Genomic DNA, 16,616 nt, shown 5'->3' with positions numbered 1-16,616 from the left:
CGGCAGGACCACCGGACAGGACGGGGCCACGTGGACACGTTCCTCGCGCTCGGCGTGGCGGGACTGGTGATGGGCTGCGTCTACGCCCTGACGGCCTGCGGGCTCGTCGTCACCTACACGACCTCCGGGGTCTTCAACTTCGCGCACGGCGCCATCGGCATGGTGGGGGCCTTCGCCTACTGGGAGCTCAGCGTCTGGCGGGGCCTCGCCGCGCCGGCAGCCCTCGTCCTGGTCGTGCTCGTGCTGGCGCCACTGCTCGGGATCGCGGTCGAGCGGCTGCTGCTGCGCCGCCTGTCCGGAGCCCCGCTCGAGGTGACCCTCACGGTCACGATCGGCCTGCTGCTGCTGCTCATCGGGCTCACCCACACCGTGTGGGACCCGACCGACCCGCACCGACTGCCGCCCTTCTTCCTCGGCAACGACGTGACCGTGCTGGGTGTCGTGCTCACCGCCCACCAGCTGGTCATCGTCGGCACCGCGGTGGCCGTGTCGCTCGGCCTGTGGGCGTTCCTGCACCTGAGCCGCACCGGGGTCACGATGCGGGCGGTCGTCGACGACCGGGAGCTCGCCGCGCTGGCCGGCGCCTCCCCCGGCCGGGTCAGCATGCTCGGGTGGGGTCTCGGGTCCTCGCTCGCCGCCCTGGCAGGGATCCTGCTCGCCTCCCAGGTCCAGCTCGACGCGGTGTCCCTGACGCTGCTCGTCATCAACGGCTACGCGGCCGCCGTGGTCGGGCGGCTCACGAACCTGCCGCTGACCTTCGTCGGTGGCGTGCTGCTCGGCGTCGTCCAGGCCATGGCCGTCGGCTACCTCACCCTGGACTGGCTCAGCCAGGTGCAGCCCGTGATCCCGATGGTCTTCCTCTTCCTCGCTCTGCTCGTGCTCCCGCAGGCCCGGCTGCGGGCCGGACGGCCGGCCACGCTGCGGGCTCCACGCGTGGCCGGTGGCAGGGAGTCGCTGGTCGTCGCAGCGGTCTTCCTGGCCCTGGCCACGGTCGCAGCCGTCACCCTGCCCGGTCCACGGGTCGACACCCTCACGCACGGCGTCGCGGTCGGCCTGATCCTGCTGAGCCTCGTGCCCCTGACCGGGTACGGCGGCCAGGTCTCCCTGTGCCAGCTCACCTTCGCGGGCATCGGCGCCGTGACGATGGCCCGCGTGGACGGCGGGTCGGGGTCGGCCCTCGCCCTCACCGCTGCCGTCCTCGTCCCGGCCGCGGTGGGCGCGCTCGTGGCCCTGCCGGCCCTGCGGCTGCGCGGTCTCTACCTCGCCCTCGCGACCTTGGCGTTCGCCTACGCCATGGAGGACGCCTTCTTCAGCAACGCCTCGGTGATGGGCAACTCGCTGTCGCTGCGCGTCCCGCGCCCCGACCTCGGCCTGTCCCTCGCCGGTGACCGCGCCTACCTCGTCGCGGTGTGCGCCGCGTTCGCCGTCTGCGGCTGCGGCGTGCTCGCGCTGCGGCGCTCGACGATGGGCCGGCGGCTCGTCGCGATGGGCGACAGCCCGACCGGCACCGCGACCATCGGCGTCGGTGTCCGCGCGACCAAGCTCGGCGTCTTCGCCCTGTCGGCCGGGCTGGCCGGACTGGGCGGCGCCCTGCTCGGCGGCCAGCAGGGGGCCATCGGCAACACCGACTTCGGGCTGGTGCTCAGCCTGACCCTCTTCCTCCTGGCCGTGATCTGGGGGGTGCGCACCGTCACGGGCGTCCTGCTCGCCGGGGTCTTCCTGGAGCTCGGCCCGCTCCTGCAGGACGCCCTGGGCTCGGTGCAGGGGGTCGTGCCGCTGCTCGTGGGCCTCGGCGCGATCGGCCTGGGCTCCCAGCAGAACGGCGTCGTGGGCAGCTTCCTCGACTCGGTCCGTCGGCACCGGCCCGTGCGTGAGACCCCGCCGACGACCACAGCGGTCCCCGACAAGGAGGAGGTGCTCGCCGGTGCTGCGGGTCGATGATGTGACGGTCCGCTTCGGCGGCATCTCCGCCCTCAGGGGCGTGACGCTCGAGGCAGCCGACGGCCTGGTCACCGGGCTGATCGGCCCCAACGGGGCCGGCAAGACGACGCTGTTCAACGTCGCGACGGGGCTGCAGCGCCCCCGCACCGGGTGCGTCGTCCTCGACGGTCGCGACGTGACCCGCCTCGGCCCCGGCCAGCGGTCCCGGCGCGGGCTCGGCCGCACCTTCCAGCGCCTCGAGGTCTTCGGCTCGCTGAGCGTGCGCGACAACGTCCTGCTGGCCGCCGAGGTCGAGCGCGGCTGGCGCAGTGTGTCCGGCAGTGGTCGCGGCAGTGCCCGCCAGGTCGCCGACACCCTGGTCGAGCGCACCGGCCTGGGACACCTGGCCGACACGGCCGCCGCCGAGCTCCCGACCGGCAGCGCCCGCCTGCTCGAGCTGGCCCGCGCGCTCGCCACGAGGCCCAGCACGCTCCTGCTCGACGAGCCGGGGTCGGGCCTCGACGAGTCCGAGACCCGCGACCTCGGTGACCTGCTGCTCGAGGTCGCCGCACAGGGCACCGCGGTGCTGCTGGTCGAGCACGACGTGGAGCTCGTCATGCGGGTCTGCACGACCGTCACCGTCCTCGACTTCGGGCAGGTGCTCGCCCAGGGCTCCCCCGCCGAGGTGCAGGCGGACCCGCGCGTGCAGGACGCCTACCTTGGAGCCGCCCCACCGGCGGGCCCCCCGGCCGGTCGCCCGGCCGGTCCCCCGGTCACCGCCGCGCCGGACCGTGAGCAGGTGATGTTGTGAGCCGGGCCGCGACCCTGCCGACGCCGCGCACCGGCAGGGAAGGGGCCGAGGGACAGCCCGCTCTCGAGCTGCGCGGCGTGAGCGCCGGCTACGGCCGCGTCCAGGTGCTGCACGAGGTCGACCTGGTCGTGCCGGCCCGCGGCGTCGTCGCGCTGCTCGGGCCCAACGGTGCCGGCAAGACCACGCTGCTGCGGGTCGCCAGCGGGCGGACCGTCGCGTCCTCGGGCACCGTGCTCGTGCGAGGCAAGGCGGTGCAGGGCCCGCAGGTCCGGACCAGTCCCGAGCGGCTCGCGCGCGCCGGCCTGTGCAGCGTGCCCGAGGGCAGGGGCGTCTTCCCCAACCTCACGGTTGCCGAGAACCTCCGGATGTGGACGCACCGCCCCGGCGTCCGCCGGGCCGACGTCGAGGAGCAGGCCTACGTCCGCTTTCCCCGGCTGCGCGAGCGCCGGCGGCAGCTCGCCGGCACGCTGTCCGGCGGGGAGCAGCAGATGCTCGCCATGAGCCGCGCGCTCACGACCGGTCCCGACGTCCTGCTGCTCGACGAGATCAGCATGGGCCTCGCACCCGTGGTCGTCGCGGAGCTGTTCGCCCTGGTCGCGCAGGTCGCACAGGAGGGCACTCCGGTGCTGCTCGTGGAGCAGTTCGCGCGCACCGCCCTGGAGGTCGCCGACACCGCCGTGGTGCTTGCCGGCGGCAGGGTCCGCGCCGCCGGCACTCCCGACGAGGTGCGCGACCTCGTGGACGACGCCTACCTCGCCTCCTCGTCCGGCGCACCGTCCGGCGCACCCGCCCCGCAGAACGTCCCGCACGTCCCGTCCGTCCCGCACGTCCCGCTCCCCCGCTGACACCCCTGGTCGAAGGAGATCCCGTGTCGCACCACCAGAAGCCCTCCCGGTCTACGAGGGCGGTCCGCGGCAGCGCCGTGCTCGCCGCGACTGCGCTCGTCCTCACCGCCTGCAGCGGCGGCGAGTCCGCCAAGCAGGCGTCACCGACCGACGAGCCGGGACCGACGGTCACCTCCAACACGGAGGGGACCCCCATCCTCATCGGCAACATCGTCGACCTCACCGGGCCCGTGACGGGCCTGTTCAAGGGCGCGCGCCAGGCGATGGAGGCCTACGTCGCCAAGGTCAACAGCGAGGGCGGCATCGACGGCCGGCCCCTGGAGCTGGTCACCGCCGACTCCAAGATCGACTGCAACGCGACCCGCTCGGCCTACGAGGCGATGGCCCCCAAGGTCGAGGCCTTCGTCGGGAGCATCTCGGCGATCGACGGGTGCGCCGCCGATGTCTTGCCGAAGTTCCCCAAGCTGCCCGCGGTCTTCCAGCAGCTCGACCCCACCCTCGCCTCGATCGCGACGGTCCTCACGCCTGCGCCGCGCCCGCCGGGCCAGTCCATCGGCGCGTTCAAGCAGATCGCCAAGGACCACCCGGGGGCGGTCGAGAAGCTGGGAGTGCTCGTCAACACCCGCACGGCCTTCTCGGCCAAGCAGCTCGTCGCGGGCCTGACGAAGATCGGCGGCAAGGTCGCCTTCACCCGTGAGGTGCAGATCGACGTGCAGACCGACTACACCGCCGACGTGATCAAGATGCGCTCGGCCGGCGTGAAGTGGCTCAGCCTCGACGGCTTCAACATCGAGACGATCGCGCGCATCCTCGACGACGCCAAGCAGCAGAGCTGGCGGCCCGAGGTCATCACGTCCACCCCGGCGTACGACGGGAACTTCTTCAGCGTGGCCGACCCGGCTGCCGCCGAGGGCGTCCTCGTGCCGCTGTCGACGGCGATGTTCCTCGGCGAGGACCGCACCGCGAGCAAGGGCGTCGACGACTACCTGACGTGGCTCCAGAAGGTCCACCCGGGCGCCAAGGCCGACCTGTTCGGCGCCAACGCGTGGGCCGCGGGCATGCTCTACAGCCAGGCCCGCGCAGCGGCCGGTGGCGGTGGCGCGAAGCCCGAGGACGTCGTCAAGGCGCTCATCGAGACCAAGGAGTTCGACGCCGCCGGCCTGCTGGCCCCGTCCAACCCCGGCGACCAGGAGCCCGCGACCTGCTGGATGCTCGCCGAGATCAAGGGCGGGAAGTACCAGCGCGTGATGCCGGCCACGGGCTTCACCTGCGAGGGCGCCGAGTTCGTCCCCTACACGGCCGGCTGAGGCACCGACCGTGGCCGCGCAGCGCGAGGCCAGCCGCGAGTCGCTCCGCCAGTCACTGACGCTGCTGCTGCGGCTGTCCGCCAGCCGACGCGGCTTCGCGCTCCGCATGGCCACCGTCGGCCTGGCGCTGCCGCAGCAGGCGGTCAGCGTGCTTGACCACGTCGTCGAGCACGGACCGCTGCCGATGGGCGAGCTCGCGCGGGGCACCCGGCACGACCCGGGTGCCACCGCGCGCCTGGTCGCCGGGCTCGAGGCCGACGGGCTGCTGCAGCGACGCCGCAGCACGGCCGACGGCCGGGTCAGCCTGGTCCACGTCACCGCGCAGGGGCGGCGCACCGCGGCCCTGGTGGCAAGTGCCCAGGTGCGCCACCTCGACCGCGCACTGGCGCCGCTGTCCGACCTCGAGCTCGCGACCTGCGCGGCGCACCTCGAGCGAGTCGTGGGGCTGCTGCGCGACGTCGACGGGGCTGTCCCCGCCCAGCGCGACGGGCGTCAGGCCGCAGGTGCCGCTGGAGGCTCGGTCGACTGAGGCGGGTTGCTCGCGAACCGGCCCTCCCACGCTCGCACCGAGGCGCGGGTCCGCAGCCGCACGACCTGCAGCCCTGACCAGCGCGGGTCGGCGAGGCGCTGCGCGTACTCCGCGCGGTGGCGCGCGTGGGTCTGCCACGACCACCGCACCGGGTGGGTCGCCCTCAGCATCGTCGACCAGCGCTCGCGGTTGCCGTTCCACAGCGGCACCTGCAGGGCAGCCCGCGCGACCGACCGCCTCAGCGCGCGCGACGTCGTGAGCCAGCGCGGCAGGTCGAGCCACACCACGGTGTCCGCCCGCGCCCAGAGCAGGTCCCTCACCGCGCCGTAGTTGCCGTCGACCACCCACCGCGGCCCCGTCGTCGCGGCGTCGACGTCGGTCTCGAAGGACGGTCGCGGCTGCCAGCCCGCGCCGTGGAAGAGCGCGTCGAGCTCGACGTGCGCGACCCCGAGCCGGGCTGCGAGCAGTCGCGCGAGCGTCGTCTTGCCGGAGCCGCTCTGACCGACGACGAGGACCCGCTGCACGTCAGCCACGGTACGACGCGGAGGCCCTTCGGCGTCGTAGGTCTCAGTGGCCCGCGTCGTCCCAGGTCGGGCCGACGCCGACCGAGACGTCGAGCGCGACCGAGAGCGGGTAGGCGCCGCCCATCTCCTTGCGCACCAGGGCCTCCAGGGTCTCGCGCTCCCCCGGCGCGACCTCGAGGACGAGCTCGTCGTGGACCTGGAGCAGCAGCCGTGACGACAGTCCCTGGGCCTTCAGCTCGCGGGCGACGCCGAGCATCGCGAGCTTGATGATGTCGGCCGCGGAGCCCTGGATCGGAGCGTTGAGCGCCATCCGCTCGGCCATGCTGCGGCGCTGGCCGTTGTCGCTGGTGAGGTCGGGGAGGTAGCGCCGGCGGTCGAGGATCGTCGAGGTGTAGCCGTCCTTGCGGGCCTGGTCGACGACGTCACGCAGGTAGTCGCGGATGCCACCGAAGCGCTCGAAGTAGGCCGTCATCTGCTCCTTGGCCTCGTCGGGCGTGATCTGCAGCTGCTGCGCGAGGCCGTAGGCGGACAGGCCGTAGGCCAGGCCGTAGCTCATGGCCTTGACCCGGCGGCGCAGCTCCGGGTCGACCTGGTCGACGGGCAGCCCGAAGGCGCGGGAGGCGACGAAGGTGTGCAGGTCCTCACCGGTGCTGAAGGCCTCCTTGAGGCCCGCGTCGTCGGAGAGGTGCGCCATGATCCGCATCTCGATCTGGCTGTAGTCGGCGGTCATGAGCGCCTCGAAGCCCGGACCCGGCACGAAGCCGCGGCGGATCTCGCGGCCCTGCGGGGTGCGGATCGGGACGTTCTGGAGGTTGGGGTTGTCGCTGGACAGCCGGCCGGTCGCCGCGACCATCTGCTTGTAGGTCGTGTGGATGCGGCCGTCGTCGGCGACGGTCGGCAGGAGCTGCTTCTCGACGACCATGAGCAGCCGGGTCATCTCGCGGTGCAGCAGCAGCGCCTCGATGACCGGGTGCGTGCCGATCAGGCCCTGCAGCGCGTCGGCGTCGGTGGTGTAACCGGTCTTGATCTTCTTGGTCTTCGGCAGGCCGAGCTCGTCGAACAGGAGCGTCTGCAGCTGCTTGGGGCTGCCGAGGTGGAACTCGTGGCCGACCGTGTCGTAGGCCGCCTCCGCCGCGGACTTGACCTGCTCGCGCAGCCGCGTCTCGAGCTCGGTGAGCTGGTCGACGTCGGCCGCGATGCCGGTGCGCTCGCAGTCGGCGAGCACCCACACCAGCGGCAGCTCGAGGTCGCGCAGCAGGCCGGTGCCCCCGCGCCGCTCGAGGTCGGCGTCGAGCGCGACCGCGAGGTCGGCGACGGCCTGCGCGCGCAGGACCGCGTCATGGGCGGCGGTCGCGTCGGGACCCTCGTCGTCACCGTCGAGGGTGAGCTGGCCGTCGTCCTCGGCCTCGGCGCGCAGCTCGCGGCGCAGGTAGCGCAGGGAGAGGTCGGCGAGGTCGAACGACATCTGACCGGGCAGGGCGAGGTACGCCGCGAGCGCGGTGTCGGAGGTGACCCCGCCGACGGCCCAGCCCCGGGCACCGAGCGCGAGCAGCGGGCCCTTGAGGTCGTGGAACGCCTTCTGGTGGTCGGAGGCGAGCCACTCCCCCAGCGCGGCTTCGTCCTCGGGGCTGGCCTGCTCGAGGTCGACGTAGCCGGCGGCCCCCTCGCGGGTCTCGCCCTCGGGGGCCGACTCCGCCGCGAGGCCCAGGCCGTGGGCGTCACCGGTGCCGCGGCCCCAGTGACCTCGGACGTGCACGCCCACCCGGACCGCTGCCGGCAGGCCCGCCAGGAAGCCGGCCACCTCGCCGGGGGCCAGCACCCGGGCGTCGACCTCGAAGCCCTGGTCGGCCTCGGGCTCGACGGCCGACAGGGTGGCGTAGAGCCGCTCGCGCAGGACCCGGAACTGCAAGGCGTCGAAGACCTTGTGGACCTCGTCGCGGTCCCACTGCCCGACGGTGAGCTCCTCGGGCCGCACGTCGAGGTGCACGTCGCGGCGCAGCTCGGTGAGGCCGCGGTTCTGCACGACCTGGGCGACGTGGGCCCGCAGGCTGTCACCGATCTTGCCCTTGACCTCGTCGACGTGCGCGATCAGGCCGTCGAGGTCGCCGTACTGCTGGATGAGCTTGGTCGCGGTCTTCTCCCCGAGGCCCGGGATGTTGGGGAGGTTGTCGCTGGGGTCGCCGCGCAGCGCCGCGAAGTCGGGGTACTGCAGCGGCGTGAGGCCGTACTTGTCCTCAACGGACAACGGCGTCATGCGGCGCATGTCGCTGACCCCGCGGGAGTTGTAGAGGACGGTCACCCTGTCGCTGACGAGCTGGAAGCTGTCGCGGTCACCGGTGACGATCAGGACGTCCATGCCCTGCTGCTCGGCCTGCGTGGCCAGCGTCGCGATGACGTCGTCGGCCTCGAAGCCCGGCGCGCTGACGCAGCGGATCCGCAGCGCGTCGAGCACCTCCTGCGCGAGCGACACCTGGCCCTTGAAGTCCGAGGGGGTCTCCGAGCGGGTGGCCTTGTAGCCCGCGTAGGCCTCGTGGCGGAAGGTCGGCTGCGGGAGGTCCCAGGCGACCGCGACGTGGGTGGGCGCCTCGTCGCGCAGGACGTTGATGAGCATCGCGGTGAAGCCGTAGACCGCGTTGGTGGGCTGCCCCGTCGTGGTGCTGAAGTTCTCGACCGGCAGCGCGAAGAAGGCGCGGTAGGCCAGCGAGTGGCCGTCCAGCAGCAGCAGACGCGGTGTCGCGGGGCTCGAGTCGATCTGCTTGGCTGCCACGAGGCCTGAGTCTAGGGAGCAGCTGTGACGGACGACCTGCGGGAGTTCATGACCGCGACGATGGGTGAGCTCAACGACAAGCTCGGTGTCGTCTTCCTCGAGGTGGGCCCCACCCGGGTCGTCGCCACGATGCCGGTGGAGGGCAACCGCCAGCCCTTCGGCCTGCTGCACGGCGGCGCCTCGATCGCGCTCGCCGAGACGCTCGGCTCGGTCCTCGCCGCGGTCCACGCCGGCGAGGGCAGGCAGGTCGTCGGGGTCGACATGAACGCCACCCACCACCGCTCCGCGACGTCGGGCACGGTCACCGGGACCTGCGAGGTGGTGTCAGCCGGTCGCACGCTCGTGACGTCGCAGACGACGATCACCGACGAGGCCGGCACCCGGCTGTGCACCGCACGGCTGACCTGCCTGGTGCTCCAGCCCCGGAGCTGACGGCCCGACGCAGGGTCGGCCCCGGGTCGGTTACGCGTCGGTTACGCGTCGGGGTCGCTGGGCCCGAGCGGGGCGACGGCCCGCGTCGGCCGCCGGATGGGGCGACGGAGCTGGCGTACGACGTGGTCGGCGGGCGAGAGCTCACCGAGCGTGGCGAGCTGCCGGCGCACCACCGCGACCGGCGCGACCCGGCGCACGGCGAGCGGCGCGAAGCCGAGGCGGGCGAAGAAGCGGTTGGCCTCGCGCGAGCCCGGGTGGACCGACACGACGACCTGGTCGAGGCCGCGCTCCTCGGCGAAGGTCGCGCAGGCCGCCACGAGCGCCTTGCCGACACCGCGGCGGCGGTGCCGGTCAGGGACGACGGCGTGGCTCATGTGGACGGCGGGCAGGTCGAGCAGCGCGTTGGCCGACGTCACCGTGAACAGCGCCATCCCGAGCGGCTCGTCCTCCGGCCCGACGGCGAGCACGAGGTGGCGCCCGGGGTCTGCGATCGCGTCGAGGTAGCGGGTCGCGAGGCCCGAGCGGGCCGCCATGTTGCGTGCGACGCCGCGCGCCGCGGCCCGGTTCGCGCCCTCGGCGACCGGCAGCAGCTGGTCGCGCAGCTCGTCACCGAAGTCGAGCAGTGCCGGGAGGTCGGTCTCGACCGCCGTCCGGATGCGCACCGCGCGACGGACCATGGCAGTGCCTCCGGGGGGAGATGGTGCGGGTGCTCCCGCCGGCGGCGCCGGCAGGCTGGGTGAGCACTCCGGGCTCGCAGCGCGGCACTGGGCTGGTCGGTCCGGAGGCCGCAGCGTAGCGCCTCCGGCCGGGTGCCCCCGGGCCCTGCCCGAGCCCGGTCGTCAGGCCGCGCCGATCTCCTCACCGAGGTAGGCGGCACGCACGCGGTCGTCGGTCAGCAGCGTGTCGGCGTTGTCGCTCATGACGATCGAACCGGTCTCGAGGACGTAGCCGCGAGCGGCAAGCTTGAGCGCCTGCGCGGCGTTCTGCTCGACCAGCAGGACGGTCGTGCCCTCGTCGTTGACCGTCTTGATGATCTCGAAGATCTTCGCGACGATCAGCGGGGCGAGGCCCATGGAGGGCTCGTCGAGCAGCAGCACCTTGGGCTGGCTCATGAGCGCCCGGCCGATCGCGAGCATCTGCTGCTCGCCACCGGACAGGGTGCCGCCGTCCTGGCTCTTGCGCTGGCCGAGGACGGGGAACAGGTCGAAGACGTGCTCCATGACCTTCTTGTTGCCGCCCTTGCGCTGGTAGGCGCCCATCTCGAGGTTCTCGGTCACCGACATCATCGGGAAGACCCGACGGCCCTCGGGGACGTGCCCGATGCCCAGCGAGACGATCTCGTGCGCGGGGACCTTGCCGATCGGCTTGCCCTCGAAGCGGACCTGCCCGTGGGAGGGCCGCAGCAGGCCGGAGATGGTGCGCAGGGTCGTCGTCTTGCCGGCACCGTTGGCACCGAGCAGCGTGACGATCTCGCCCTGCTCCACCGACAGGCTGATGCCCTTGAGGGCCACGACCGCGCCGTACTTGACCTGGACATCGTCGAGTTCGAGGAGCATCTCTACGCCTTCTTCTTCGGGGCCGGGGCAGCCTTCTTCGCGGGGGCCTTCGCAGCGGGGGCCTTCGCCGCGGCCGCCTTCTTCGCGGGAGCCTTCGCCGCGGCCGCCTTCTTCGCGGGAGCCTTGACGGCAGCAGCCGTGGACCGTCCGCTCTTGGCGGCGGTGGCCGGCGAGGTGCGCTTGGCAGGCGGCGGCGTGTCGTCACCGGAGCCGTCGGCCAGCGCCGCGGTGCGGGCGTTGACCGCGGCTCCTGTGGCGGCGTCGGTCGCGGCGTCGCCACCGCCGAGGTAGGCCTCGACGACCTTCGCGTCGCGCTGGACCTCCTCGGGTCGGCCGGAGGCGATCACCTGACCGAAGTTGAGGACCACGACGTGCGCGGCGACCGCCATGACCAGGCGCATGTCGTGCTCGATGAGCAGGACGCTGATGCCGGTCTCGGCGATCTTGCGGATGAGGACCTCGAGCTGGCGCTTCTCGGCCGGGTTGGTGCCGGCGGCAGGCTCGTCGAGCAGCAGGAGCTTCGGACGGGTACCCAGGGCGCGGGCGATCTCGAGGCGGCGCTGGTCGCCGTAGGGCAGCGAGGACGAGACCTCGTTGGCGCGCTGCGAGAGGCCGACGAAGTCGAGCAGGCGGAAGGCCTCCTCGTCGCTCTCGCGCTCGTCCCTGCGGGCGCTCGGAAGGCGCAGCATCGCGCCGACCGGCCCGGTCTTCTGGTGCGACTCGACGCCGATCTTGACGTTCTCCAGCGCCGTGAGCGCGTTGAAGAGGCGGATGTTCTGGAAGGTGCGGGCCACGCCCATGCGGTTGACGTCGTAGGGCTTCTTGCCCACGACCTCGAGGTCCTTGCCGGCGTCGGGCCGGAAGACGACCGAGCCCTCCTGCGGCGTGTAGACGCCGGTGAGGCAGTTGAACAGCGAGGTCTTGCCGGCGCCGTTGGGGCCGATCACCGACAGGATCTGGCCGCGCTGGTGGGTGAGCGTGACGTTGTCGAGCGACGTGAGGCCGCCGAAGCGGAGCGTGACGCCCTTGACCTCGAGGACGTTGTCGGCCGTCGCGGGGACGGCGGACTCGACGGGCTGCGCGCTCACGTGGCCGCGCCCTTGCTGCTGCCGGCGGTGCCGGTCGGGCTGCCGAGGGAGTCGGCGCCGCCGATGCCCGCCTCGGACATCTTGAGCTCGCGGGCCCTGCGCTTGGAGGGGATCAGCCCCTGCGGTCGGAAGATCATCATGATGACGAGCAGCACTCCGAAGTAGATGTAGCGGTCCTCGGGGGCGACGTAGTCGCGCAGGGCGTTGGGCAGCCACTGCAGGACTGCGGCACCCGCGATGACGCCGATGATCGAGCCCATCCCGCCGAAGATGACCATCGTCAGCACGAGGATGGACGCGAGGAACAGGAACTGGTCGGGGGCGATGAAGCCGATGTTGGTGGCGTAGAAGACACCGGCGAGGCCCGACGTGGACGCACCGATGGAGAACGCCAGCAGCTTGAACTTCACGGTCGGTACGCCGGAGGCCCCGGCAGCGACCTCGTCCTCGCGAATGGCCGTCCAGGCGCGCCCGACCCGGCTCTCCTCGAGGTTGCGGAACAGGATCACCACGATGATGATCACGACGAGCAGCAGGTAGTAGTACGGCAGCTGCCCGAGCTTCCAGTCGTAGCTCCAGAACCCCAGATCGATCGAGGGGTGCGGGATGCCGGCGGCGCCGCGCGGCCCGTTGGTGATGTTGGCCTCGGTGAACGGGGCCTTGTCGCCGTTGACCAGCAGGATGCGGACGATCTCGCCGAACCCGAGCGTGACGATCGCGAGGTAGTCGCCGCGCAGCCGCAGCGTCGGCCCGCCCAGCACGACGCCGGACAGCGCCGCGATAAGCACCGCGAAGGGCACCACGAAGAACGGGTTGAGGATGAACGGCGGCTCGACCGGGAGCTTGCCCGTGAAGTAGGCCGTCGTGTAGGCGCCGATCGCGAAGAAGGCGATGTAACCGAGGTCGAGCAGCCCGGCGAGGCCGACGACGACGTTGAGGCCGAGCGCGAGCAGCACGTAGATGGCGATCTGCGACGCGAGGACCCGCTGCCAGAACGGCTCCAGCGTCAGCGGGAACAGGATTGCGAACAGGGCTGCGAGGACGAGCGCCGCCCAGAACAGCCGACGGTCGTTGCGCATCGCGTTCTGGACCGCGACGACGGGCTGCACCTTCGGCAGGCGGTTGTCGAGCAGCCCGCGGTCCTTGGCGACGAGCACCGCGCCGATGGCGAGGCCCAGCAGCAGGTAGAGGACCACGCGGCCATCGAGGATGGCGCCGCGGAAGGCCCGAGTCGGGGCGTCGGCGGTGCCCTGCACCGGACCGGTGATCAGGGCTGCGAGCAGCCCGAGCAGGAGTCCGGTGCCGAGCTTCTTGAGGTCGTTCACCCCGAACGGGGTGCTCGGCGTCGGGGCGGGAGCGGTGGTCACGCCGTCCTCCTGGAGGTGCGGGTGGTGCGGGTCAGGGTGGTGCGGTGCGCGGTCACGCCGACCGTCCCAGGCGCTCGCCCAGGATGCCCGACGGGCGCACCAGAAGCACGAGGACGAGGATCGAGAACGCGACCACGTCGCGGTACGCGGAGTCGGTGCAGGCGACGCCGTAGTTCTCGACGAGGCCGAGCAGCAGGCCACCCAACATGGCTCCGCGCACGTTGCCGATGCCGCCGAGCACGGCCGCCGTGAAGGCCTTGACGCCAGGGATGAACCCCATCGTGTTCTGGACGTTGGTGATCGAGCCGAACAGGAAGCCGGCGACACCGCCCAGGAACCCACCGATGAGGAACGTCGTGACGATGACGCGGTCGATGTCGACGCCCATGAGGCTCGCGGTCTCGGCGTCCTGCGCGACGGCGCGGATGCCCTGACCGAGCCTGGTGGCGTTGACCAGCCGGTCGAGCAGGAGCAGCATCAGCAGCGCCACGCCGGCGAGCACGAGCTGCTCGGTCTTGACCTCGGCGCCGAACAGCGTGAAGACGGTGCCGTTGGTGTAGAGCTTCGGCACGTTGGTCGCCAGCCGCCCGAACTCCTTGCCCGCGATGTTGATCATGAACAGCGAGGCGCCGATGGCGCTGATCAGGTAGGCCAGCCTCGGTGCGTTGCGCTTGCGCAGTGGCCGGTAGGCCGTGCGCTCCAGGACGAACGCCGCCGCGGAGCCGACCAGGCCGCCAGCGAGGACGCCGACGGTCACAAAGACCACCGAGCCGAAGCCGGAGGGGGTTTCGTCGACGAGGGGGCGGAGGGCGAAGACGCCGCCGAAGGCTCCGAGCATGAAGACCTCGCTGTGCGCGAAGTTGATCAGCTGCAGGACGCCGTAGACGAGCGTGTAGCCCAGGGCGATGAGCGCGTAGACCGCGCCGATCGCGAGTCCGGCGACCGTGAGGTCCCAGAACTGGCTCGTGAAGCACATGGGGTGGGGGCTCCAGGGTCGGCTGGGGTTCAGCAGGGGTTCGTCAGGGGTTCATCAGAGGCGTGCGGGGTACCGGTACAGGCCGGTGAGCGGCACCTGTGGGTGCGCGCGAGAAGACTAGGGCAAAGCCTTACGGGACCGGTCAACCCGGTGGCCAACCACGCGCAGCGGGGCCGAGACGCCCGAAGGCGTCCCGGCCCCGCCGGGTGGCATTGACGGACCTAGCTGATCAGGTCCGCGGTGGTGCCGAGAACGCCGCGCTTGCCGGCCTTCACCTGGTAGACGAAGATCGTCTTGCCCTCGACCTCGCCCTTGTCGGTGAACTTGATCTGCTTGGTGATGCCCTTGTAGTCGACGCCACGGATGGCCTCGAGGACCTTCTCGCGGGTCAGGTCGGCACCGACGGACTTCATGGCCGCGATGATGGCGTTGGCGGCGTCGAAGGACTCCGGCGAGTACGCACCAGCGGGCTTCTTGAACTCGGCCGTGTACGCCGCGGCGAACTCCTTGGCGTTCGGGTCGACGTTCGCGTCACCGCAGGGGCAGAACAGGTAGACGCCCTCGGCGGTCTCGGCGGTGGCCTGCTTGATGTACTCGTCGTCGTTGGAGCCGTCACCGGACAGGATCGTGCCGGCGTAGCCCGCGCTCTTGAGCGCCTTCGACAGCAGGGCGAGCTCCGGGAAGTAGCCGCTGTAGAAGATCGCGTCGGCGCCGGAGTTCTTCACCTTCTGGGCGACCGTGGAGTAGTCCTTCGTGATCGGGACACCCTCCTGGACGATGGCCGTGCCGTTGGCCTGGAGCGTCTTGTCGAGCACGCCCGCGAGACCCACGCCGTACTCGCTCTTGTCGTTGAGCGAGTAGACCTTCTTGGCCTTCAGGGTCTTGGAGATGTAGTTCGCGGCCTCTGCGCCCTGGGCGTCGTCCGGCGGCACGACGCGGAAGAACGACGTGAAGCCCTGGCTGGTGAGGTCGGGGTTGGTGGCCGACGGCGACACCGCGGCGAGCTTGGCGTCACTGAACAGCGGGCCCGAGGCCTTCGAGGCACCGGAGAACGCCGGGCCGACGACGGCCATGACCTCGGCGTCGTCGATGGACTTCTGCGCGGCGGTCGGCCCGCCCTCGGGCGAGCCGAGGTCGTCCTGGCCGGAGTACTTGAGGGTGAAGGGCAGGTCGCCCTTCTCGTTGGCGAGCTTGATGGCGAGCTTGACGCCGTTGGCCTCGTTCTCGCCGATCGCGGCGTTGTCGCCGGACAGCGGGCCCTGAAACGCGATCGTGTAGGACTTCTTGCCGTCCTCACCCGGGGTCTCGGAGTCGCCGTCGCCGCAGGCGGCCAGCGTCAGGGCTCCGACGGCCAGGGGTACGGCCAGGCGGAACAGTCGTCGGTTGAGCACACGCACTCCAGGGGTCTCGTACAGCGCCAGCTCGTGGCAGGCGCGCGCAGCTGAGTCGCTGCAGCAGGGCGGACCGTACACACACCGTGACGCCGGTGGCTAGGCACCGGGCCGTGTCGTGACCTCAGCGTGTCCGAACGGAGCGCAGCTGAGCCGTCATCCCCACGTCGTACGACGTTCATCCGTCTTGCGGGAGAACTCTCCCTGGGTGACGTCTTCGCTACCCAGCGTCAGCCGGCGTCGAGGTGCGGCCCGGCCGTGCCGTCCAGCACGGCCTGCGACACCGCGCGCATGCTCGCCCGGCGGTCCATGGAGGCCCGCTGGATCCAGCGGAACGCCTCGGGCTCGGACAGGCCGTGGTCGGTCTGGAGCACCGACTTGGCGCGGTCGACGAGCTTGCGTGCCTCGAGCCGGCCGGACAGGTCCGCGACCTCGCCCTCGAGCGCGACCAGCTCGGCGAAGCGCGCCACCGCCATCTCGATGGTCGGCAGCAGGTCCTTCTTCTGGAAGGGCTTGACGAGGTAGGCCATCGCACCGGCCTCACGGGCCCGCTCGACCAGGTCACGCTGGGAGAAGGCCGTGAGGATGACGACCGGGGCGATCCGCTCCGCGACGATCTGCTCCGCGGCGGAGATGCCGTCGAGGACCGGCATCTTCACATCGAGCACCACGAGGTCTGGGCGCAGCTCCTGGGCGAGCCGCACGGCGGTGGCCCCGTCACCGGCCTCCCCGCAGACGTCGTAGCCCTCCTCCTGGAGCATCTCCTTGAGGTCGAGGCGGATGAGCGCCTCGTCCTCGGCGATGAGCACGCGGGTGGTGGGTGCAGCGGTCACGTCAGACTCCGGTCCGTCCTTGCTGGTCGGCAGCGAGCAGCACACGCTAGTCGGGCCACCCCCCAGCCCGCGGGCGCGCCGGTGTCGCGGCCCGCGTGCGTTGCGGGTCCGGTGCCGGGCTCTAGGCTCAGAGCCGCCTGACAACACGCCAGGTACCCGCACCACCACCGCACCACCACCGCACAGCCCTCGTCGCGCAACCGGCAGACGCACGGGTCTCAAACACCCGCCAGTGTGGGTTCGAATCCCACCGGGGGCACACTCCGCACG

Annotated in this window: 15 protein-coding genes and 1 tRNA gene; 7 read left to right on the top strand and 9 right to left on the bottom strand. The window is 71.9% G+C overall.

Annotated features, from left to right (window positions below):
- Positions 1 to 30: 30 nt before the first annotated feature.
- The 5 genes from Q8R60_07220 to Q8R60_07200 are packed head-to-tail and all read left to right on the top strand — an operon-like array spanning position 31 to position 5,412.
- The gene (locus tag Q8R60_07220) at positions 31 to 1,941 is read left to right on the top strand and encodes an ABC transporter permease (protein MDP3712257.1); all 1,911 of its coding nucleotides are present in this window, start codon (positions 31 to 33) and stop codon (positions 1,939 to 1,941) included.
- Entirely contained in the window at positions 1,925 to 2,731 is an 807-nt protein-coding gene (locus Q8R60_07215; protein ID MDP3712256.1) for an ABC transporter ATP-binding protein, read from the top strand. Before Q8R60_07220 ends, Q8R60_07215 begins: the two co-directional genes overlap by 17 nt.
- The gene (locus tag Q8R60_07210; protein MDP3712255.1) at positions 2,728 to 3,576 is read left to right on the top strand and encodes an ABC transporter ATP-binding protein; all 849 of its coding nucleotides are present in this window, start codon (positions 2,728 to 2,730) and stop codon (positions 3,574 to 3,576) included. Before Q8R60_07215 ends, Q8R60_07210 begins: the two co-directional genes overlap by 4 nt.
- Positions 3,577 to 3,599: 23 nt before the next feature.
- Positions 3,600 to 4,883, top strand: a complete 1,284-nt coding sequence (locus Q8R60_07205; GenBank protein MDP3712254.1) for an ABC transporter substrate-binding protein — start codon at positions 3,600 to 3,602, stop codon at positions 4,881 to 4,883.
- 10 nt (positions 4,884 to 4,893) lie between these two features.
- Positions 4,894 to 5,412 (top strand): MarR family transcriptional regulator, encoded by a 519-nt coding sequence (locus Q8R60_07200; protein ID MDP3712253.1) that lies wholly within the window; start codon positions 4,894 to 4,896, stop codon positions 5,410 to 5,412.
- Here Q8R60_07200 and Q8R60_07195 read toward each other — a convergent pair.
- A complete protein-coding gene (locus tag Q8R60_07195) occupies positions 5,376 to 5,936 on the bottom strand; it encodes an AAA family ATPase (GenBank protein MDP3712252.1) in 561 nt (186 codons plus the stop codon). The genes Q8R60_07200 and Q8R60_07195 overlap by 37 nt on opposite strands.
- A gap of 43 nt (positions 5,937 to 5,979) precedes the next feature.
- Entirely contained in the window at positions 5,980 to 8,703 is a 2,724-nt protein-coding gene (gene polA / locus Q8R60_07190) for a DNA polymerase I (GenBank protein MDP3712251.1), read from the bottom strand.
- Positions 8,704 to 8,727: 24 nt separating this feature from the next.
- Here polA and Q8R60_07185 point away from each other — a divergent pair, with 24 nt between their 5' ends.
- Complete coding sequence (locus tag Q8R60_07185) at positions 8,728 to 9,135, top strand: hotdog fold thioesterase (GenBank protein ID MDP3712250.1); 408 nt, start codon at positions 8,728 to 8,730, stop codon at positions 9,133 to 9,135.
- Between the two features lie 41 nt (positions 9,136 to 9,176).
- Here the strand turns inward: Q8R60_07185 and Q8R60_07180 are convergent, their stop codons facing one another.
- From Q8R60_07180 to Q8R60_07150, 7 genes are all read right to left on the bottom strand, one after another.
- Positions 9,177 to 9,812 carry a GNAT family N-acetyltransferase gene (locus tag Q8R60_07180; GenBank protein ID MDP3712249.1) on the bottom strand — a complete coding sequence of 212 codons (636 nt, stop codon included), beginning with the start codon at positions 9,810 to 9,812 and terminating at the stop codon, positions 9,177 to 9,179.
- 162 nt (positions 9,813 to 9,974) lie between these two features.
- Positions 9,975 to 10,691 carry an ABC transporter ATP-binding protein gene (locus Q8R60_07175; GenBank protein ID MDP3712248.1) on the bottom strand — a complete coding sequence of 239 codons (717 nt, stop codon included), beginning with the start codon at positions 10,689 to 10,691 and terminating at the stop codon, positions 9,975 to 9,977.
- Between the two features lie 2 nt (positions 10,692 to 10,693).
- The gene (locus Q8R60_07170) at positions 10,694 to 11,779 is read right to left on the bottom strand and encodes an ABC transporter ATP-binding protein (protein ID MDP3712247.1); all 1,086 of its coding nucleotides are present in this window, start codon (positions 11,777 to 11,779) and stop codon (positions 10,694 to 10,696) included.
- Positions 11,776 to 13,146 carry a branched-chain amino acid ABC transporter permease gene (locus Q8R60_07165; GenBank protein MDP3712246.1) on the bottom strand — a complete coding sequence of 457 codons (1,371 nt, stop codon included), beginning with the start codon at positions 13,144 to 13,146 and terminating at the stop codon, positions 11,776 to 11,778. The genes Q8R60_07170 and Q8R60_07165 overlap by 4 nt, the downstream gene beginning before the upstream one ends.
- A gap of 52 nt (positions 13,147 to 13,198) precedes the next feature.
- Positions 13,199 to 14,122, bottom strand: coding sequence for a branched-chain amino acid ABC transporter permease (locus Q8R60_07160; protein ID MDP3712245.1), 924 nt, complete (start codon positions 14,120 to 14,122; stop codon positions 13,199 to 13,201).
- 221 nt (positions 14,123 to 14,343) lie between these two features.
- The gene (locus Q8R60_07155; protein ID MDP3712244.1) at positions 14,344 to 15,513 is read right to left on the bottom strand and encodes a branched-chain amino acid ABC transporter substrate-binding protein; all 1,170 of its coding nucleotides are present in this window, start codon (positions 15,511 to 15,513) and stop codon (positions 14,344 to 14,346) included.
- A 230-nt stretch (positions 15,514 to 15,743) separates the two neighbouring features.
- Entirely contained in the window at positions 15,744 to 16,379 is a 636-nt protein-coding gene (locus Q8R60_07150) for a response regulator (protein ID MDP3712243.1), read from the bottom strand.
- Positions 16,380 to 16,531: 152 nt separating this feature from the next.
- On the opposite strand from Q8R60_07150, the gene Q8R60_07145 reads away from it, so the two are divergent.
- Positions 16,532 to 16,605, top strand: a tRNA-Leu gene (locus tag Q8R60_07145).
- The last annotated feature ends 11 nt before the right edge of the window (positions 16,606 to 16,616 follow it).

Source organism: Mycobacteriales bacterium (assembly GCA_030697205.1).
GTDB lineage: Bacteria > Actinomycetota > Actinomycetes > Mycobacteriales > SCTD01 > JAUYQP01.
This window is presented reverse-complemented; position numbering and strand designations above follow the sequence as displayed.

Excerpts from the sequence above, each read along its gene's own strand:
- Q8R60_07180 (MDP3712249.1), bottom strand. The coding sequence starts at position 9,812 with ATGGTCCGTCGCGCGGTGCGCATCCGGACGGCGGTCGAGACCGACCTC.
- Q8R60_07175 (MDP3712248.1), bottom strand. The coding sequence starts at position 10,691 with ATGCTCCTCGAACTCGACGATGTCCAGGTCAAGTACGGCGCGGTCGTG.
- Q8R60_07160 (MDP3712245.1), bottom strand. The coding sequence starts at position 14,122 with ATGTGCTTCACGAGCCAGTTCTGGGACCTCACGGTCGCCGGACTCGCG.